18 protein-coding genes are annotated in these 19,665 nt (G+C 51.5%); 2 read left to right on the plus strand and 16 right to left on the minus strand.

Features of this window, described 5'->3' with window-relative positions; genetic code table 11:
* Positions 1-62: 62 nt before the first annotated feature.
* The 14 genes from map to M2277_RS22100 all read right to left on the minus strand — a co-directional run bounded on the left by map (position 63) and on the right by M2277_RS22100 (position 15,418).
* Entirely contained in the window at positions 63-809 is a 747-nt protein-coding gene (gene map / locus M2277_RS22035) for a type I methionyl aminopeptidase (RefSeq protein ID WP_006212783.1), read from the minus strand.
* Between the two features lie 540 nt (positions 810-1,349).
* Positions 1,350-2,135 carry a TerC family protein gene (locus tag M2277_RS22040; RefSeq protein WP_006212784.1) on the minus strand — a complete coding sequence of 262 codons (786 nt, stop codon included), beginning with the start codon at positions 2,133-2,135 and terminating at the stop codon, positions 1,350-1,352.
* Between the two features lie 310 nt (positions 2,136-2,445).
* On the minus strand, positions 2,446-3,072 hold the full coding sequence (locus M2277_RS22045) for a hypothetical protein (RefSeq protein ID WP_280755527.1): 627 nt from the start codon (positions 3,070-3,072) through the stop codon (positions 2,446-2,448).
* A 97-nt stretch (positions 3,073-3,169) separates the two neighbouring features.
* Positions 3,170-3,745, minus strand: a complete 576-nt coding sequence (locus M2277_RS22050) for a class I SAM-dependent methyltransferase (protein WP_006212786.1) — start codon at positions 3,743-3,745, stop codon at positions 3,170-3,172.
* Positions 3,746-3,958: 213 nt separating this feature from the next.
* The gene (locus M2277_RS22055; protein WP_280755528.1) at positions 3,959-5,362 is read right to left on the minus strand and encodes a (Fe-S)-binding protein; all 1,404 of its coding nucleotides are present in this window, start codon (positions 5,360-5,362) and stop codon (positions 3,959-3,961) included.
* A gap of 15 nt (positions 5,363-5,377) precedes the next feature.
* On the minus strand, positions 5,378-6,841 hold the full coding sequence (locus tag M2277_RS22060; protein WP_036643545.1) for an FAD-linked oxidase C-terminal domain-containing protein: 1,464 nt from the start codon (positions 6,839-6,841) through the stop codon (positions 5,378-5,380).
* Between the two features lie 165 nt (positions 6,842-7,006).
* A complete protein-coding gene (locus M2277_RS22065; protein ID WP_280755529.1) occupies positions 7,007-8,197 on the minus strand; it encodes an anhydro-N-acetylmuramic acid kinase in 1,191 nt (396 codons plus the stop codon).
* Between the two features lie 3 nt (positions 8,198-8,200).
* Positions 8,201-9,379: a DUF1343 domain-containing protein gene (locus tag M2277_RS22070; protein ID WP_148246431.1), complete on the minus strand. Its 1,179-nt coding sequence runs from the start codon at positions 9,377-9,379 to the stop codon at positions 8,201-8,203.
* Positions 9,376-10,071 carry a hypothetical protein gene (locus M2277_RS22075; protein WP_280755530.1) on the minus strand — a complete coding sequence of 232 codons (696 nt, stop codon included), beginning with the start codon at positions 10,069-10,071 and terminating at the stop codon, positions 9,376-9,378. The genes M2277_RS22070 and M2277_RS22075 overlap by 4 nt, the downstream gene beginning before the upstream one ends.
* Positions 10,072-10,097: 26 nt before the next feature.
* The gene (locus M2277_RS22080) at positions 10,098-11,204 is read right to left on the minus strand and encodes an ABC transporter ATP-binding protein (protein ID WP_006212794.1); all 1,107 of its coding nucleotides are present in this window, start codon (positions 11,202-11,204) and stop codon (positions 10,098-10,100) included.
* Positions 11,205-11,218: 14 nt separating this feature from the next.
* Positions 11,219-12,052, minus strand: coding sequence for a carbohydrate ABC transporter permease (locus M2277_RS22085; RefSeq protein ID WP_006212795.1), 834 nt, complete (start codon positions 12,050-12,052; stop codon positions 11,219-11,221).
* Between the two features lie 33 nt (positions 12,053-12,085).
* Positions 12,086-13,003, minus strand: a complete 918-nt coding sequence (locus M2277_RS22090) for a carbohydrate ABC transporter permease (RefSeq protein ID WP_006212796.1) — start codon at positions 13,001-13,003, stop codon at positions 12,086-12,088.
* A gap of 138 nt (positions 13,004-13,141) precedes the next feature.
* Positions 13,142-14,536: an ABC transporter substrate-binding protein gene (locus tag M2277_RS22095; RefSeq protein WP_006212797.1), complete on the minus strand. Its 1,395-nt coding sequence runs from the start codon at positions 14,534-14,536 to the stop codon at positions 13,142-13,144.
* Between the two features lie 45 nt (positions 14,537-14,581).
* A complete protein-coding gene (locus tag M2277_RS22100; RefSeq protein WP_006212798.1) occupies positions 14,582-15,418 on the minus strand; it encodes a MurR/RpiR family transcriptional regulator in 837 nt (278 codons plus the stop codon).
* 225 nt (positions 15,419-15,643) lie between these two features.
* Between M2277_RS22100 and M2277_RS22105 the strand changes: the two genes are divergently transcribed.
* Positions 15,644-16,600, plus strand: a complete 957-nt coding sequence (locus M2277_RS22105) for a BadF/BadG/BcrA/BcrD ATPase family protein (RefSeq protein ID WP_280755531.1) — start codon at positions 15,644-15,646, stop codon at positions 16,598-16,600.
* 55 nt (positions 16,601-16,655) lie between these two features.
* Positions 16,656-17,567, plus strand: a complete 912-nt coding sequence (gene murQ / locus M2277_RS22110; RefSeq protein WP_006212800.1) for an N-acetylmuramic acid 6-phosphate etherase — start codon at positions 16,656-16,658, stop codon at positions 17,565-17,567.
* A 127-nt stretch (positions 17,568-17,694) separates the two neighbouring features.
* On the opposite strand, the gene M2277_RS22115 is transcribed toward murQ, so the two are convergent.
* Both M2277_RS22115 and M2277_RS22120 read right to left on the minus strand, forming a co-directional pair.
* Positions 17,695-18,561, minus strand: a complete 867-nt coding sequence (locus M2277_RS22115) for an SDR family oxidoreductase (RefSeq protein ID WP_006212801.1) — start codon at positions 18,559-18,561, stop codon at positions 17,695-17,697.
* A gap of 119 nt (positions 18,562-18,680) precedes the next feature.
* Positions 18,681-19,646, minus strand: a complete 966-nt coding sequence (locus M2277_RS22120; protein WP_280755532.1) for an MraY family glycosyltransferase — start codon at positions 19,644-19,646, stop codon at positions 18,681-18,683.
* Positions 19,647-19,665 lie beyond the last annotated feature (19 nt).

Below are 19,665 nucleotides of genomic sequence, written 5' to 3' on the forward strand. Positions count from 1 at the left end.
TCGCAGCTTGTACATCTCCCCCACTCCCACTAGGCATTAGCCCTATGGAGTGGAGTAGAAACTTATTGTTCCGTCAGAATCACCGGGCCATCCTTCGTGATGGCCAGAGTATGCTCATATTGAGCTGACCATTTGCCGTCCACCGTTCTTGCCGTCCATCCGTCTGAGTCAATTTTGCATTGGTACGTCCCCAGATTAAGCATCGGCTCGATGGTAATGACCATGCCCTCTTTAAGCCGTGTCCCCCGATTGGGTGGGCCGTAATGCGGAACCTGCGGCTCCTCGTGCATGTTCTCGCCGATTGCGTGCCCTACGAAGTGGCGAACCACCGATAAATTTTGCGACTCTGCATAGGACTGAATGGCGTGAGAGATATCACCGATCCGATTGCCGACCACTGCCTGCTCAATCCCGAGATACAAGGATTTCTTGGTCACATCGAGCAGGTGCTGTGCTTCCTCAGATACACTGCCTACCGGGTAAGACCAAGCGGAATCGGCAAGCCAGCCATCATACTTCACTACCATGTCAATGGTAACGATATCTCCGTCCTTTAACGGTTCATGGCTCGGGAAGCCATGGCAAATCACATCGTTGACCGACGCGCAGGTGGCAAAGGGATATCCGTGATATCCCTTCTGCTCCGGGGTCGCACCTCGCTCTGCCAGGAAACGCTCCACGAACTGGTCAATCTCCAGTGTTGTCACGCCCGGCTTAATCATCTGCGCAATCTGCCGATGACATTCGGCAAGAATGTCTCCAGCCTTATTCATCTTGGCGATTTGTTCTTGTGTTTTGAGGATTATCAATCCTGCTCACTCCTTTTTTCAAATGCTGTTATCTCCTATCCAAATCAAAAAGCCTTAGCTGGCTGGAGAGCCAAGGACAGGCACCTGCCCTCCATACTCCCCTGCCAATAAGGCTGATTCACAAGCACAAGATGTATCTGCTTTCTTCTTAAATCGTATATCCCAAAAAGAAAAGCTGAAGCGCCCTACATCATCTTATTCTACTCTTAAGCTAAGGTAACCTCAAACATTTCCGTTATGAATATCTGCCCTCCGATTTAAACGTAACAGGTACAAGAGCCGCTGCGTATACATTTTGTATTCTCGGGGGCAGCTTCAACTCTGCCGTAATCCAGGAGGTCATATGACTCTCTATAGCCATGAGCAGAATAAAAGCAGGCATCCATTTTCCCCATTTAAAACTTCATTTAACCAAGACAATCGTTTCTCCTCATAAAATAAAATATACATTAAGGATGCGCAGAAACGATAATTTTACACGTGAGATCACAAATCCTTTCTTTTTTCCTATGCTTTATTATATCAAATGGATCCAGGTACTTAGCTTTCCACTTGTTTCCGTTCCTCATCGGTCATATCGCTCTTCTCCTTGGACAGGAACCAGCCGAGAACCGCAATCAGGATCAGCACTCCCCAGAATACAAGCTTCCAGCCCGTGCTCTTCGGAAATGTCTTCTCCAGTACAGCGATATCAGGATGCGCGAGCGTATATACGGCCAGCTTAATCCCTACCCATCCTACGATCAGGAAAGCTGCCGTTTCCAAGCCGGGTCTTCTGACCAGCAGCCTTCCGAAATACGACGCCGCAAATCGCATGATGATGAGGCCGATGATTCCGCCTGTGAGAATAACCAGGAATTGTCCGCCGTCCATCCCCCCGATATTCGGCAGGTTGGTCTCTGGAAGCGTCAAGGCAAGCGCAACGGCTGCCAAAATCGCATCGACTGCAAAGGCAATATCCGCAAGCTCTACCTTCAATACGGTAACCCAGAATTTTTCGGTCTTCGTCTCAGCTTCCTTCAGATGTTTCTTCTTCTTCACAAAGAACTGTTTAACGATATGATTGATACTGATATACAACAGGTAGAAGGCTCCGATAGCCTGTACGTACCAGACATCTGCCAGGAACGAAATAATGAATAGCGAGGCAAAACGGAATACAAAAGCTCCTGCCAATCCGTAAAACAACGCCTTCTTCCGCTTATCCTCCGGCAAATGTTTGACCATGATGGACATGACAAGTGCATTATCGGCTGCGAGGATACCCTCGAGTCCAATCAGCACAATCAGTACCCATCCATATTCAAGCAACAGTCCCATTTCCAAACGCAATCTCTCCTTCTTGTTATGAAATGTTCCGATTCCGTTTTAAAAAGGTTGAAGGAAACAAAAAAACCTTTATCCCGAAAATCGGCGATAAAGGTATCATACCCAGAAATAGCTCACAGGAATAACAACCTTTACCGAATCGGCAAAGGTCTCGCAAACAACTTTCGTTGCCAACAAAGCCGGAGACACGTTACGTGTCACGAATTGACGACTTTGCTGAGGCTGCTACTCCCCTTTACTTGAATAAATGGATTATAGCATGGCTGTATAATGGCGCCAATAGATTTCCGAAAATTTTACATTCCGTTTACACTTCTCTTTTCTTCCTCCAGGCATAGACCAACAGTACAACTGCGAGAACGACTGCAGCTCCCCACAAGAAAGGCTGCAGTAACGGCGACTGACCTGCCCCCTGATCTTCGCTTGCAGGGACTTCCTCGGGAAGGGCGTTCTTCCCTGTATCCCCTGATTTAGGTATTTCTTGTGGAGAATACCCCTTGCCAAGCTCGGTTAGTTCCTTACCTGCCGCAGAGAGGAGCTTCGTTCCGTCGCACAGCCCTGTTTGCAGCTGACCGGAGCGTAGTACATAACCGAACACCAAAAATTCACTTCCCACCGCAAACTGATCATAACCACAGCTGGCTGAAGACATCGCCGTTGTAAGCTCCGTCTTAAGTGGCAACTCCCCTTTCCATACCTCAGTTACCTCAAACGTCACAACGACCGGATCTGTAGAGGACATCACCAGCTTTGGCTTCGGGCCAACCATCTTAGTCACTTTGCCAGCAAATACAGCAGCGCTCCGTTCCAAGCCTTCCGGAACCGTAGGCGGTCCAGCGCAAGAACAGGCGAATACATCCGTTGGTTTTACAGCATATACACTCACAAGCAGCAGCAAACAGCTAAGCAGGATCATGACCGTGAAATTTCTCATAAAGGATCACCTCAATCCCTAGACGTCTCTCTCCTCTAAAATGTTCCCGTTGGTCTATAAAAGGAAGGACGATCCGGCAAGAGATTTATAGGTCGCATCATACAGGCTGTTTACTGGCTACCATCAAATAGTGTCGTTCTGTTGGGTACTCGATGTTCTCCACCTTCAGCCCCGCTTGCTCCAACAGGTTCTTCATGACATACGGGTCGATCCGGTTCGGACGAGGAACCCGCTGCTCCGATGGATCCTCCTGCCATTCCAGGCATAAGCAGCGTCCGCCCGGGCGCAAGACTCGTGCAATCTGTTGAATGGACTCCTCCAGTTCATCCGTGATGTGAAGAATGAGGGAAGCGATGACACGATCCATCGTTCCCTCTTGGAACGGTAGCTTTTCCACGATCCCTTCCATGACGTTGACATTCGTTAACCCCTGCTCCCGTACACGATCCCGCATCATTTGCAGCATGGCTGGCTCGGTATCCAGAGCATATACGGTGCCTGTCGTTAGCGCAGCGGCCGGTATGGAAAAATATCCGGTGCCTGCTCCAATATCCAGCACATCCACCTCTCCACTCACCTGCAGCCTCTCAAGCAGCGAAGATGCGGGCAGCTCCCTCTTTCTTTCCGGACTTTCCAATCGGTCTATGAGTGTCTTATCAAAGCTTTCCTTCATCTTGTTGTTTCCCTCCTTGTATCATTGCATTTCATACGTAAGCACATAAATACAAATTCTGTAGGGGACATAGAGTCCACCCTTCCTGTGGCTACCATACGTCTTCCTGAGGTTACCATACCGTTGTTCGTTGATGATGTAAACCGGTTATGCCCAAAACGAAAAGGGCATCCCCATGATCATCATTGACCACGGGGACACCCATTCGTGCAATTAATCGAGTTGATCCTCCATTCGTACCTGCTTTGCCAGGAAATCTGCGAGATGAACGGCCTCTACGCCATTTTGCAAACCGGCACGCTCGATACCCCACTTCATTTGCAGCAGGCAGCCCGGATTAGAAGTCACAATGACCTTGGCCCCGGTAGCTTCCACATGCTCCATCTTATGGTCCAGCAGCGTTGTCGACATTTCCGTCTGGGTCAGGTTATATATGCCAGCGGAACCGCAGCATACCTCTGCCCCCTGAAGCTCGCACAATTGCACGCCCGGAAGCTGCGACATCAGCTGGCGCGGCTCTTCCTGCACCCTCATCACGTTGCGCAGGTGACAGGAATCCTGATAGGTGACGGCAACCGCCGCATCGTCCTTCCCGGCTTCCGCATGGATCGGCTCAAGCGGCCTGCCCAGGTTGTGCAGCAGCTCGGAGATATCCTTCACCTGATCTGCAAAACGGACCGCCGCTTGCGAAAGACGCTCATCCGGTTCCGCATGCATCAGATGATCGTATTCCTTCAGCAAGGCACCGCATCCCCCCGCATTGCTTGCGATATAATCGACGTTCGCTTCCCCGAAAGCCCAAATATTTCGACCGGCCAGCTGCTTGGCATCACCCATCTCACCCGCATGGGCATGCAGTGCTCCGCAGCATACCTGCTCCTCCGGTATGACGATTTCGAACCCGGCCTGACGGAGCAGTCGCACGGTATTTACGTTCGTAGGTGCAAACATAACATCCATAATGCAGCCCCGGAACATGCCCACCCGGCCAACCGTATCTCCTGCCGCTGGAATAACCATGAGCCCTGAACCACTGTCAGTCGTTTCACGCCGGTAAGGAAAGCCCGCCTTGCTCCACAGCTCTTCCAGGCCATCGCCCGATACATCAGGCAGTGCCTGCTCAAGCTGCTGAAGATGGTCGGGAAACAGCTTCATGGCCCCTGAGTTTCGGGCAAACTTCTGCAGCCCTGATTTCTGATAGAAGGAAAGCGTCTTGCCAATCAGCTTCAGCCTTCTGCGATGCGGGAACACCCCTTGCAGGAAGGTCTTGCGGACGATTCGCACAGGCATCGAATACGGCTTCTCCGCAGCAATGGCAGCCCGGGTCTGCTCGATCAATTGGCCGTACTTCACGTCCGAAGGACAAGCTGGCTCACAGGCTCTGCAGCCCAGACACAGATCCATCTGGCTACGGAAGCTTTCATCCGGCTCCATCAAGCCATCAACAACGGCTTTCATAAGTGCAATCCGCCCACGGGGGGAGGCCGCCTCAAGTCCCGTCTCGATGAATGTTGGGCAAGCGGTCTGGCAAAATCCGCAGCGCATACAGTTTGTCAGCTGATCCTCATCCAGCGTCAGCTTCAGCGACTGGGCCAGCTTCTCATGGGTTGAATTCATGCGCTCTCGCTCCCCTCACGGTGTTTGAATCTCCTCATCCTGCGTTGTCGTCCGTCCTACAGCTTCCGTTCGATCCTGATAAATGATCCGCTTTCTCGTTTCCGCGAACAGCTTGCCCGGGTTCATGATCTGATGCGGGTCGATCGCATCCTTGATGGATTTCATCATCTTGATGCCGGCTTCGCCCACCTTCCATTCCAAGTAAGGTGCCTTCACGATCCCAACGCCATGCTCCCCGGTAATCGTGCCGCCCATCGCAATGGCCACTTCAAAGATTTCGGCGAAGGCCTGTTCCACGCGGTGAATCTCTTCCGGATCCCGTGCATCCGTCATCGCGGTCGGATGCAGATTGCCATCCCCGGCATGACCGAATGTGCAGATCTGCACATCATATTTCTGAGCGATTCGCTGAACCTCAAGCACCATATCCGCAATCTTCGAACGGGGAACCGTAGCATCCTCCAATATCGTTGTGGGCCGCAGACGGGATAGCGCTGCGAGCGCACTCCGTCTGGCTTCCATCACCTTCGCCCCTTCCTCCGGAGTCTTGGCGATATTCAGCTGCACCGCACCCGATGCAAGACATATTTCCTCCAGCTGCTTCAAATCCCGCTCCACATCATCGGCGTTGCCATCCTGTTCGATAGCCAGCATCGCTTTAGCGTGAACCGGCAGTCCGATTTTGGCAAAATCCTCGACCACCTGAAGTGTGGGCTGATCCATAAATTCCAGCGTACACGGAAAAATATGATGGGCTATAATGTTCGAAACCGTTCGGGCAGCCGCATGGAGGTCATCATAAACGGCGACCATCGCTTTCCTGTAAGAAGGCTTCGGAATTAATTTAACCGTTGCTTCTGTGAGTATGGCTAACGTTCCGCCCGATCCTACCAATAGTCGGGTCAGATCGTACCCTGCCGCATCCTTCACCAGCTTGCCGCCTGTACGCAGGATGCTGCCGTCCGGCAATACAGCCTCCAACCCCAGGACATAATCCTTGGTTGTGCCGTACTTCAAACCGCGCAGTCCGCCAGCCCCCAGGGCAATATTGCCGCCCATCGTACAGATGATCATACTGCTTGGATCCGGCGGGTAGAACAACCCGGTCCGTTCAACCGCCAGATGAAACTGCTTTGTATTCAGACCGGTCTGGAAGGTCGCGGTCAGATTATCCGAATCGATCTCCAGCAGCTTGTTCATTCGAGTCATGACCACCACCAGCCCGCCCTGAAGCGGAATGGTGCCGCCGCACAGATTGCTGCCTGCACCTCGTGTAATGACGGGTATCCGATGCTTTGAACAAATTTTGACGATGTCGGATACCTGCTGCGTGCTTTCGGGAAAAATCACCCCGTCCGGCATCGCTTGATATAGCGGGGTAGCATCATAACTGTAAGAAACCAGGCTTTCCGGATCGTCCTTGAACCACTCCCCGCCAACCACTTTGATCAACAACTCGCGAATAACCGATTCCAGCACATTTCATTCCCCCTCCCATTACGGGCTTTACTACGATAAATTCCCCTTGCTTCTCACGAAGTTAAATACGCTTTCCGTCCTGATGCTTGAATATCAATTATAGGAACGGCATCGAGCCCATCGTCCCTCTTCCTAAGCTAGAGAAATTCAGGCTTGCTTCTCCCACTAGGGCAGCGCCAGCTTTCCCATCACGGTTGGGCGAAACGCTCCAGTAGCTGCAGGCAGATTGTTGGGAACGCCGAACATGAAATCATTGCCAAGCAGTGCAAAGATCACGGCTTCCTTGGCATCGTCATCAAACCCCAGCGTTCTGGAGGTCATCACCTTCTGCCCCGGCAATAACTCGCCTAACATGGAGAGCAATGTCTTGTTGCGGGCTCCTCCACCGGTCACTATCACTTCATCGATCCCGTGACGGAGGAAAACATAGTTCTCATAGCTGTCAGCAATGGAATGAGCTGTAAAAGCCGTTGCCGTTGCCATTGCGTCCTCGTCCGACAGCTTGCGCAGCTTGGCTTGTTCCAGGAACGAAACCGCATAACTGTGGCCGAACAACTCCCTCCCCGTTGATTTGGGCGGCGGGGTGCCGAAGTAAGAATGGCCCAGCATTTCGTCCAATAAAACGCGGTCCGGCTTGCCTTGGGCAGCCCAATTACCTCCGTCGTCATACAACAACCGCCCTCCGGACAGGATGTAGGCCACAGCGTCTATAACCATATTGCCGGGTCCGGTATCAAAGGCCAGCACATCCGAAGGATCCGCCCCTGCGGGCAGCGCCGTGCAATTGCCGATCCCGCCGATGTTTTGCAGCAGCCTTCCACGTTCCGGGTGACGGAATAATATCCAATCCCCATACGGAGCAAACGGTGCGCCTTGGCCCCCGACCGCCATGTCCGCGGGACGAAAGTCCCCGACCACGAGCTTGCCGGTATGCTTGGCAATAGCAGAGATATCGCCGATCTGCAAAGTCGACGCGACAGCATACGGGTCGCCTTGTTCCGGTACCGGCTGATGCCAGATGGTCTGTCCGTGAGAGCTGACCAGATCCACTTCATCGACATGCATGCCCGCATCGGCAACCGCTTCCAGAACAACCGCTCCAAACTGATAACCGAGGAACGCATTCATATTGCATATTAGAGCACTGTTCGAATTCGCTTCCACGCACAAATCACGCAGCCGCTGACGAAGCTCCGGCTCATATGCCTTACTGTAGTAATGCAAGAGCTCGACCGAGGCTGCAAGGCCGCTTCCCTCTATGCGGACAATCGCAGCATCGATGCCATCCAGCGAAGTGCCGGACATCAAGCCGACCACAACGGTCGGCCTTCCATCCTTCCATGGTGAGAACATCATCGTCTACGCCTCCCCATACAGCAGGTAAGGAGCCCTCATCGTTCTCCACTGTTCCGATTCCCGGGCCCACTGCGCAGCAATACGCTGAAGTCCGGCTTCTTCATGGATGTGCCTCCGGACATCCTCGCTTCCTGTGAGCAAATCAATAAAATATCGATTGCGTCCTGCCGGCGGAGTAAGCCACTGGAACTCCTCCGGGTACATCCGGCTGACCAGATGCAGAAGCGTAAGCCCAGTACGTACAGCCTCCACTTCAGATGGCTTCGTCATGAACAGCATCACGCCTCCACATCCTTCACCCTGATGCTTCGAGAAGGTTGGTGTCATGAACATGGGATGGGCATGGATGCCTGGAAGTCGATAGGCGTTAAACGCCTTGGCCAGCTCCTCGCCGTCGATCCACGGAGCACCGATCCATTCAAATGGCCGGGTCGTGCCTCTGCCTTCCGAAAGATTGGTCCCTTCGAAGAAGCAGGTTCCGCTGTAGAGGCGAACCGTATCCATCGTGGGAATGTTCGGGGAAGGCAGCACCCACGGAAGCCCCGTCTCGGTGTAGTCCATCCTGCGGGTCCAACCTTCCAGCCCAATGACATCCAGATCACAGCCGGTTCCCCGCATCTCGTTAGCCATACGCGCAAATTCACCGATGGTCATCCCGGTGCAAATCGGTATCTGCCATCCGCCCACCATCGATTCGTATCCCGGCTGCAGCAAGCCGCCTTCACAGCGTTCCCCGCCGAGCGGATTCGGCCGGTCCAGAACGAGCAGGCTCTTGCCATGTTCGGCGCATGCCTCCATGACATACAGCAGGGTGGTCATATAGGTGTAGAAACGCACACCGAGGTCTTGAATATCGAAGATGACGGTATCGACATTCTTCAGCATATCGGCATCCGGCTTACGCCGGGAGCCGTACAGGCTGTACACAGGAACACCGTATACCGGATCTACTTCATCCTCCACGTGTTTGCCTGCCTGAAGCTGACCGCGCAGCCCATGCTCACAAGCAAACAAAGCCGTCAATTCCGAATTCGGCAAGCCTGCAATCACCTCAATAGATGAACGAAAATCCGACGTGAGCCCCGTCGGATTCGTGATGACGCCAAGGCGACAGCCTGTGATTTTCTCATGCGATAATCCCGGCAGGACATCAATTCCGCTCCGCATGTTACCCCTCATCATACGCTTACACCTCTCGCTTCCGAGGCTGCAATACCGTCTTCTGCCGGCTTGGCCTCTTCCGGATTCAGTACATTATACGTAACCTTATGCTGGTATATCGCCCACATGCCGTTAAAGAGGAATCCAAAACCAACCACGGTAAGGACCAGTGGAATCGCAACGCAGAAGGCTTGAAAGCTTGCTCCAAGCGTATAGGCCGGAAACTTCAGGAACAACTTGACGCTGTAGGCCATCGCTTTAAAGATGCCCATCCCTTCCTGAATGACAAGCTGAAAGGTGTAGAATTGGGAGATGAGCGCCATGATGACAAAATAGGTCTGGAATACACCGATCGCGAGATAGCCGATTCCCTCTTTGCCTCCGTAATACCACCAGGTGGACCACAGAATCAGTGCCATCACTACGAAGAAGAAGCCCATAACCACAGCAGGCCCGAGGCCTTTAAGCGCACCTTGGAACACGTCCTTGAGCCTGGACTTGCCCCGTTCCGTCTTGCGATGGTAAGCATAACAAACCCCGTAGAACAACGGCATATACAGCACCGGCAGCAGCAGTAGCGCCGCCATCAGCGGCACAAACATCACGACAACCACGAGGATCAGCGAGGTTATCATGCTGTATAAGGCCACCGCCGTAATTTCGCGGTAAACCTCAACCCCTGTCTTTTTTAACACATCATTCAGCTTGTGCATAGATTTCCTCTCCTCTTCGTCGTTGTTTACCAATCAATACGCTGTTCCGTCTCAGGATCGAAGAAATGCACTTTATCAAAATTGAAAATGAATGTTTTCTCCATGCCCGGATAACCTGTCGTTTCGGGATGAACCTTCGCGGTAACGGTCCGGTTGCCAACTCGGAAATACACCAGATTCTCCGAGCCCAGATGTTCAACGACCTGTACCTTGGTTGAATACGTATAGTCCAGATTCGAGATGACCGGTATATCCTCACCCGTAATATGCTCGGGACGCATGCCCAGAATGAGATGCTCATTCTCGTATTTGCTCAGCGCAGCCGCCATGGAATCGGGAATGACAAATTCGCCGCCCTCCATCCGAAGCACGTTTCCTTCCTTATGCACATCGATAAAGTTCATCGGCGGAGATCCGATAAAACCGGCAACAAACATGTTTTGCGGATTCGCATACAGCTCCGTCGGTGATGCAATCTGCTGAATAATCCCGTTGTTCATCACGACAATCCGCTCGCCGAGTGTCATCGCTTCAACCTGATCATGCGTTACGTATACAATGGTTGCCTCAAGACGTTTATGCAGCTCGGACAGCTCCACGCGCATCTGCACGCGAAGCTTCGCATCCAGGTTCGAGAGCGGCTCATCAAACAGGAACACCTGCGGATCGCGTACAATCGCCCGGCCCACCGCAACGCGCTGACGCTGTCCACCGGACAGCTCGCGCGGCTTCCGATCAATCATCGACTCCAGGCCGAGAATGGAGGCGGCCTGTGATACCTTTTGCTCAATATATTCTTTAGGTTTCTTCAGATTCTTCAAACCGAAGGAGAGATTCTCGCGAATTGTCATATGGGGATACAGGGCGTAATCCTGGAACACCATGGCGATATCCCGGTCTTTCGGATGGAGATTGTTTACCACCCGGTCGCCGATGAGGATGTCACCGGATGTTTGACGCTCAAGCCCGGCAATCATGCGCAGCGAAGTGGTTTTGCCGCAGCCGGAAGGACCGACAAATACCACAAACTCTTTATCATGAATTACAAAGTCCGACCCCGCTACAGCGGTAAAGGTCCCTTTGTTGTCGTCTACAAATTCTTTTCGTATATTACGGAATTCTACGCGTGCCATAACTTTGCCTCCTTCTAGCCTTTAACGGCTCCAATGGTGATGCCTTGCAGGAAATAGCGCTGAAGCGAGAAGAACAGGATCATCATCGGCAGTGCCGCGACGGTGGCTCCAGCCATAAGTGCGCCGAAATCGGTTGTGTCCGCATAGACGAAGGAAGCAAGACCTACCTGAATGGTCCTCATTTCCGCCGAATTGGTCACGAGGAAGGGCCAGAAGAAATCGTTCCATGATGCAACGAACGTGAAGATAGCGAGTACGGCGAGACCCGGTTTAGCCATAGGAAGAATGACTTTCCAAAAGATACCGAACTCTCCGCAAGCATCGATCCGCGCTGCATGAATCAAGGAGGTGGGCAGCGACGACATGTACTGCTTCATCAAGAAAATGTTGCCCACACTTACGATTCCGGGGAGCAGAATGGCCGTATATGTATTCCCGAGATCAAATACGTCAATCATCAAAATATAGAGCGGAATCAGCGTAACTTGTGCCGGAATCATCATGGTGCTGAGCAAAACCCAGAATACCGCTTTGTTCCCCGGGAACTTCAGCTTCGCAAAGGCATACCCTGCGAGCGATGCGAGAAACACGTTGGTCACCGTCAGGATGGTGGAGATTAATAAGGAGTTAAAGAGCCACCTCATTACGTTGGTTTTGCCGAAAAAACGCTCATATGGGGCTACGGACAGCACGTCCGGGATCATTTTGGGAATAAACGAAGCGGCCGACTTGGTGTCCTGTACAGAGCCAATCAACATCCAGTACATCGGAATGATCGTCAGAACGCTCCATACCACCAGGATGACCGAAGCCACAATCAGCATGATCACTTTTGATCTTGATTTCATGGGTGCACCCCCTTTTAGCTTCAGTGATATACGTTAGTACTCTACGTCGGAAGAGAAATATTTGAACTGAATGATGGAAATGACGATAATCAATGCAGCCAGCACAAAAGATTGCGCCGCCGCAAGCCCGAATTCGTAGAAATTAAACGCCGTGCTGTAAATCAGATAGGCGATGGTGGTCGTCGCAAAGTTCGGTCCGCCCTGTGTCATCAGATACACCGAGATAAACACCTGGAAGGACGTAATGACGCCCGTCACAAGCAGATACAGCGTGGTTGGTTTCATCAGTGGCCACGTAATGCGCCAGAATTTGGACCATCCGCTGGCATGGTCAATATCCGCGGCTTCATAGAGCGATTTGGGAATCCCGCCCATGGCGGCCAGATAGAGAATAATGCCTGCACCATGCGAACCGAGCCAGTTCATCAATATGAGCGAAAAGAGGGCGGTATCCGATTTGCCAAGCCATATGACAGGATCGAATCCGAACAATCCAATGAACCGATTCAAAAGCCCGGCATTCGTCGGATCGTAAATGGCAAGCCATACGACGGAGATCGTTACGCCGGAGGCTACGGCCGGCAAATACATCGTAGCCTTGAAGAACGTTTGCCATTTGTTCTTCATCTGGAAAATAAAAAAGGACAGACCATACGTGATAACAATGTTGACCGGAACCGTGCCGATCGTGAATAAGACCGTATTCCTCATGGATTTCCAGAACACTTCATCCTGTACCATCCGTGTGTAGTTATCCGTTCCAATCCATTCGGAGCCCATAACGCTGTATTCCTGGAAGCTCATCAGAAAGGCGGAAGCAACCGGGTATAGCGTAAATACCAAGAACAACAGTACTGGAGCCAGAATGAATAAATACGCCCATCCATATTCGCGCCAGTACCCCTTCATGGGGGGACGTGAAGGCCGGGCTTGCGCCGGGGCAGTCTGCATTTGATTTCCTCCTTTGCGCACAGGTGAAGTATGTTCATGAAGCCTTAATTCTTACAAAGCCTAGAGCGATTCGTTTAAAAAGGGAGTGACCCGATTTGTTCCTGCTAAGGACAACGGGACACCCCCTTATAACTTCAATTACTGTCCTAAAATTTGTTTGCCTTTGTCTATGAAGTCTTGTGCGATCTGCTCCGGCGTCTTCTCACCCGAGAACAACGCCTGGATGTTCGGCTTCACCACTTGCTCCTTGAATTTCTTCTGGTTGCCGGAATCTTTGGCATCGAGGCTCAAGGTCACAGGAATGTCTTTGAAGTTCGCAAAAATTTCTGCTGCTTTGATGGTCGATTCTGTTCCAAGTCCTTTGCCTGCATAGAATTCCGCCTGTGATTTGCGAACGAATGGCAGCACCAGTTCATTGGCGGAATTACCGGCTTTCGCGCCGCTCAGGCCTTCCATGATCAGGAAGGTATTCTTCGCATGCTCTTCACCCTTATCCTTCTTCTGCTTGAAGGCTACGTAGCCTTCGCCGAACATGGAGGTTTTGCGCTCTGCCCCGTCGTTGTGCGGAACCGGCAGCAGAACAAAGTCGATTTTCTCGCCTTGCACCGTACCGCTGTCAATGTCCTTCGCACGGTTTTGCAGCATCACATCGTAATAAGGGATTGCCTTGGATACGATGGCGGCTTCCTCTGCGTAGAACCAGTCCATCCGTTTAGCGGGTTGAATCGCCGCTGTCTCAGCCGGCATATGCCCGGCTTTCATCAGATCGGAAACAAACGTCATCGTGTCCAGAATGCGCTCATCATTCCATTGAAACTCGCCTTTATCGTTCAGGACGTCCGGCATCCCGTTGCTGCGTGTCAGCATTTCGATGAAGTCAAGGGAAGTTCCGTCCGTTACCAGCGCATAGCGCGTTTTGCCGTTCGGGAGCTTGGTGGTCAGCTTATCGGCAGCTGCCTTGAATTCGGTCCAGGTCCAGCCGTTCTCCTGAATGGACTTCCAGTCGATGCCTGCTTCTTCAAGGATCTTCTTATTGCCGCCCCATGCCCACAGGGATTGGTACAGCGGAAGACCGTATTGCTTGCCTTGGATTTGACCAAGCTCGAGTGTGCCCGGGAGATAGTCGTTCTTTATCTCGTCTGTGATATAAGGGGTTAATTCCAGTGCCAGACCGGTATCCACATAAGCACCGTCCACCGCATGGAAATAAAGATCAGGCGGATTACCGGCATTCAGGGCTACATCGAACTTCTTCGGACCTTCAGCCCATGAAAGCACTTCGGTTTCTACTGTAATGTGCGGGTATTTTTCTTTCAAATCCGCTACATGCTCTTTCAATTCATCTTCATATTTACCATGTACCGGATAAGTCCAGACAACAACCGTGTCCTGCTTCGGTGCAGCCTCGCCATTTCCTTCCGAAGCTGTTCCGCTTCCGCCTTCAGGAGCCTTCGCCCCGCCGGAACCGCCGCAAGCCGCGGTGAACACGAGCATTAAAGAAGCCAACAATGTAAGCCAACCTTTTTTCTTCATGTACTACTCCCCTTATCATTTATATATTTGTGGTTTCGCTATGAACTACAACCGCTTGATCGCTTGCCGGCTCTCATCCAGGTATTTCACTGAATTCTCGTAATTCCGGCTGGCGACGCCAAGATATAAAATATCGATAAGATTCAACTGCGTAATACGAGACGACATCGCGCCACTGCGAATTTCGTTCTCCGTCGAGGAGGTGTACAAGGGAATATCCACCGATCGGCTTAAGGTAGAGTCACCGTATTTCGTAATGCCAATCGTCTTGCATCCTTTCTCTTTGGCTATGGCTGCTGCGCGAATCACTTCATCCGTTTCACCGGAATAGGAGATGCATACGGCCGCATCATCTGGAGTCAGCAGCACCGCCGAGGTGAGCTGAACATGAGGGTCCGGAAAAGATATACATACCTTATTAATCCGCAAAAATTTCTGCTGGGCATCCATCCCGATCAGATTCGAAGCCCCTACCCCGAACATGAAAATACGCTTAGACTGATCGAGGGCCAGTACGGCCTCCTTCACCTTCCCTTCCTCCATAATCTTCATCGTATCCCGAATCGATTGAATGTTATTGTTCGAGACGTTCTGTATAATTGCAGAAATGCTGTCATTGGGCCGAATATCCTGATATCCGGTGGCTAATGGCTCCTGCAAGTCTCCGGCTACCTTCAGCTTCAGATCCTGATAGCCCTTGAATCCCATCGTTTTGCACAGGCGCACGATAGCAGCCTGACTGGAACCGCTTCGGACAGCAAGATCCGCGACCGACATCTGTATCATCTCTGCCGGTTCCTGCAAAATGAAGGCTGCAACCTTGCGCTCGGACGGATTTAATGAATCATACACCTCACGCAATCGAACCAATCCGCCGTTCATTCCTTGCCCCCCTTTACTCATAATCCTCTGATGATCATTCATATGTAACATTACTTTACACCTATTGAATGAAAGCATGACTGGTATCGCTTTCAATATCAGTGGATTGAGTTCATTATAAATTGTATGAAATTATATTTCAATACATAATTGGTGATTTAAAATTTTATTTTACAACACTTCTTTTTTCTCCTATACTGGATATAGAAAGCGAAGTGGTTCAATATGGAAATTTATATCGGTGTTGATGGTGGCGGCACAAAGACTGATGCAACCGCTATCCACAGCAGCGGAGAGGTATTGTCCCGTTTTACCGGAGGTTCCACAAATCCTTATATTGTAACGTTCGATAAAGCGATGGCGGAACTCCAAAACGTGTTGGATGGGCTCCTGACACCTCTGAATGATAAGTCATTTTCATTAACATCAATATGTCTTGGAATGTCAGGTATAAGTTCTGTGGATGAACGTCGGCGTGTTCAATTACACCTTCTTTCCTATTTTCAGCAGCGGCTGCCCTCCATACGCATATACATGCGTTCGGAAGCCGAGATTTCATTAATGGCTGTGCTGGAGCGTCAGCATGGAATGCTCGCCATCTCGGGAACCGGCTCCAATACTTACGGTATCACCCAATCGGGAGATATCCACCGCGTCGGCGGCTGGGGGCATCTTCTCGGGGATGAAGGCAGCGGTTACCAGATTGGGCTTCAGACCCTGAAATCGGTAATCAAGAGTCATGAAGGCATTACACCGCCCACTATCATGACCAGCCTGATTGTTGAATCCTACCCTCTCCAGCATATTACCGATCTCAAATCTTACATTTACCTGCCCGCTATAACGAAACAGCATATCGCTTCCTTCGCCCGCTGCTGCATTGAAGCAGCGGAAGCCGGGGATGAAGCGGCACTCCGTATCATCCGGCAGCAGGCTGAAGAGCTGGCCGATACAACTAGCGCTCTCATCAGGCAGCAAGCTGAATTCGAAGAGAGTGATCTGGTATGGATCGGCTCGATATTCAAGCATTCGCCAGAGTTCCGGAAGGCGTACTGCGACTCCCTGCTAATGCGTTATCCTCAGCTGCGATTTCCCGAAGGGAACCGTGAACGAACACCCGCGCATGGTGCGGCCCTGTTAGCCTGCAAGCTATTTACAGACGGCGTCTCTGACTTGCTGTAGCATTCACATCATCAGTGCCCGTCCATATTCCAAGGCAAAAAAGGAGACCTGTCTCATGACGAATACTCTAAGTCAATTGACAACCGAACAGCCTCATGAACATACGCAGAACATTGATCAGTTGAGCTCAGAACAAATTATGATCCTTATTAATAACGAGGATAGTCTGATCACCGAAACGATTCGTGAACAGATCCCTCTTATAGCCCGAGCAGCGGATCTCGTGGTAGAAGCTTTCGAGAATGGCGGCAGATTGTTCTACATAGGCGCAGGAACCAGCGGTCGAATCGGTATCCTTGACGCATCCGAATGCCCACCTACCTACGGGACGGATCCGTCCATGGTGCAAGGGTTGATCGCAGGCGGCTTCAGAGCCGTGAAGGAGGCGATTGAAGGTGCGGAGGATAGCGAGGAATTGGGTGCCCAGGACATCAATGAAAACGGTATCAGCAAGAAGGACGTTGTCATTGGTATCGCCGCCAGCGGACGCACGCCTTATGTTCTTGGAGCTATGCGACGTGCCAAGGAACTCGGAGCGGTTGTTGTCGGGCTCTGCAATAACTACGAATCGCCCATGCATCAGTATGCGGATTTTGTGATTGAAGCCGTCGTTGGCCCTGAGGTCATTATGGGCTCCACGCGCATGAAGGCCGGTACATCGCAAAAGCTGATCCTCAATATGCTGACAACAACGGCCATGATTCGAATTGGCAAGGTGTACAAAAACTTGATGGTCGACCTCAACCCTTCGAATAACAAGCTTGTGCATCGTGCCAAACGCATCATTACGCTTGCAACAGGTGCATCGGAGGAGGAAGTGGAGAAGGCTTACCATGAAGCCGGTGCCCATGTCAAAACAGCAATTGTTATGCTCTTGGCGAATGTCAGTGCTGCGGAGGCATCCACGCTGCTTGATGGTACCCGCGGATTCGTTCGCGGTGCGATTGATCTAAAGGCGTCCAAGTAAAGCAATGGGCTTGTTATGCTGCGTAAGCCTTCCATGAATAGAAACGGGATATCTCCAGGTCCATGTTGGCCTGTACGATATCCCGTTTATTTTTTGCTGTTTTATCGGATACTCACCGCCTATGATCTCATCTGTCCATGCCCTGTTTCATTCCAACCTGTTGTTCGCTCCATTCCCACAAGCGAGCGGCAAGTTTTGGATCCCTTGCCTTCTCAGTGGTTTTGTCCGGCTTGCACTTGACGTAATATTCCCCTGTCACATGCTCTACTTCAGGACTAGAGGCCAGATAAATCGCTGTCCGGGCACCTTCGAGCGCCGTTAAGAAGAACGGGCGAAGCAGCTTATAGACCGCTTTACCGAAGCCTGTATCCCGGTTTACACCAAGACTGGTGCTTACGGCGCCGGGATGGAGTGCATTGACCGTCACCCGCGTCGGCTGCAGTCGGCGGGCCAGCTCTTTGGTGAATAAAATATTGGCTAACTTCGACTGCGCATAACCCTTGGCCACATTGAATCCCTTCGCCAGATTAGGATCTCCCCAGTGGATGCTTCCAACCTTATGCGCCCCCGAGGATACGTTCACGATCCGACCCTGCCGTGCACGCTGGAGGGGTTCAAGCAGCTCGTTTGTCAACAGGAAATGACCTAAATGATTAACGCCGATCATGGCTTCGTACCCGTCCTTCGTCAACTCCCGCTTAATGGTAACCACACCGGCATTGTTCACCAGAACATCGAGTTTGTTGTGCTTGGCCTTAAAATCGGCAGCAAATGCCCGAATGCTGTCAAAAGAGCCCAGATCCAGCGTCATCAGTTCAAGTTCTGTGCTTCCGCTCTCTTCCAGCGCCTGGTGAAGCGCCGCTTCCCCTCTGGATTGGCTCCGGCATGCCATCACAACATGCGCCCCCAATTTGGCAAGCTCAATCGTTGTAACCAGGCCCATACCAGAGTTAGCCCCTGTTACAATGATGATACTCCCTGCCATGTCATTCATCCGCAGACCTCCTCTTACTTCCTACCCTATCATGCTAACAAAAAATCCCGCCACCAACATCAATTTGGAGACGGGACTTAGATAACGTACAGATGTAATTCAGACAAAGGATCAGCGCCTTAGGCTCCGCTCCCATTCATCGCCAGTATGATCGCAGCCAGACCGAAACACAGATTCAGCAAGCACAGAAATACCAGTGTCTGCTTCTGATTCAGCCCCGTTGCCAGCAAACGATAATGCGCCTGGGAAGCGTCGGCCTGATAAATCGGTTTGGATTGAAGCATTCTGCGGATAACCACAATGATATTATCGAAGATCGGCACACCCAGAGCAAAGATGGGAACGAACAAGGAAGCCAAGGTGGCCCCTTTAAACGCGCCATCCAGAGCAATGATCCCGAGTATAAACCCAAGGAAGGTTGCACCGGCATCCCCCATGAATACTCTGGCCGGCGGCTTATTGTACCGCAAATAGCCAAGCGCAGCACCCACGAGAACGACCGCAAGCAGCGCGGATTCGCCTCTGCCCATCGTAATGGCCACTACAAACAACGTGCCTCCGGATATGGCGGAGAGTCCTCCGGCCAGTCCGTCAATGCCGTCCGAGAAATTAATGACGGTCGTTACACCAAAAATCCACAATATCGTCAAGATGAGCTGCAGCCATTCCGGCAAATTGATATATTGCCCCGTGAACGGATTGTTGAATCCTTCAAACGCAATGCCGTAGCTGTATACAACGATAGCCGCGCTCATCTGAACAATGAACTTCGGCAGTGAAGCCAGTTCCTTGCCCTGGGACTTATACCAATCGTCCACAAGACCAATCCCAAGAATCAGGGCACTACCGATAAAGATACCTACCGCTTCCCTGGAAATGGTGCCGGTAAGTGCAAAATATGTGATAAAAAATCCGATGAATATGGCGATGCCCGCTGTCAGCGGTATCGGTTCGCGGTGTATTTTCCGCTCGCTGTCCGACCTTGGCTTGTCCACAAAATCAATCTTGATCGCAAGTTTGCGAAATGGCGGAATCAATACCAGGACCAGCACCATGGATATGACAAACGCTGCTAAATAGAGCATGGTTTCCTCCCAATAAATG

The organism is Paenibacillus sp. LBL (assembly GCF_029893715.1).
GTDB lineage: Bacteria > Bacillota > Bacilli > Paenibacillales > Paenibacillaceae > Paenibacillus_AQ > Paenibacillus_AQ glucanolyticus.

Bases quoted from the DNA above. Each gene is read 5' to 3' on its own strand.
- M2277_RS22045 (WP_280755527.1), bottom strand. From the start codon at position 3,072: ATGAGAAATTTCACGGTCATGATCCTGCTTAGCTGTTTGCTGCTGCTT.
- M2277_RS22050 (WP_006212786.1), bottom strand. From the start codon at position 3,745: ATGAAGGAAAGCTTTGATAAGACACTCATAGACCGATTGGAAAGTCCG.
- M2277_RS22055 (WP_280755528.1), bottom strand. From the start codon at position 5,362: ATGAATTCAACCCATGAGAAGCTGGCCCAGTCGCTGAAGCTGACGCTG.
- M2277_RS22065 (WP_280755529.1), bottom strand. From the start codon at position 8,197: ATGATGTTCTCACCATGGAAGGATGGAAGGCCGACCGTTGTGGTCGGC.
- M2277_RS22070 (WP_148246431.1), bottom strand. From the start codon at position 9,379: ATGATGAGGGGTAACATGCGGAGCGGAATTGATGTCCTGCCGGGATTA.
- M2277_RS22075 (WP_280755530.1), bottom strand. From the start codon at position 10,071: ATGCACAAGCTGAATGATGTGTTAAAAAAGACAGGGGTTGAGGTTTAC.
- M2277_RS22080 (WP_006212794.1), bottom strand. From the start codon at position 11,204: ATGGCACGCGTAGAATTCCGTAATATACGAAAAGAATTTGTAGACGAC.
- M2277_RS22085 (WP_006212795.1), bottom strand. From the start codon at position 12,052: ATGAAATCAAGATCAAAAGTGATCATGCTGATTGTGGCTTCGGTCATC.
- M2277_RS22090 (WP_006212796.1), bottom strand. From the start codon at position 13,003: ATGCAGACTGCCCCGGCGCAAGCCCGGCCTTCACGTCCCCCCATGAAG.
- M2277_RS22095 (WP_006212797.1), bottom strand. From the start codon at position 14,536: ATGAAGAAAAAAGGTTGGCTTACATTGTTGGCTTCTTTAATGCTCGTG.
- M2277_RS22100 (WP_006212798.1), bottom strand. From the start codon at position 15,418: ATGAACGGCGGATTGGTTCGATTGCGTGAGGTGTATGATTCATTAAAT.
- M2277_RS22105 (WP_280755531.1), top strand. From the start codon at position 15,644: ATGGAAATTTATATCGGTGTTGATGGTGGCGGCACAAAGACTGATGCA.
- murQ (WP_006212800.1), top strand. From the start codon at position 16,656: ATGACGAATACTCTAAGTCAATTGACAACCGAACAGCCTCATGAACAT.
- M2277_RS22115 (WP_006212801.1), bottom strand. From the start codon at position 18,561: ATGAATGACATGGCAGGGAGTATCATCATTGTAACAGGGGCTAACTCT.
- M2277_RS22120 (WP_280755532.1), bottom strand. From the start codon at position 19,646: ATGCTCTATTTAGCAGCGTTTGTCATATCCATGGTGCTGGTCCTGGTA.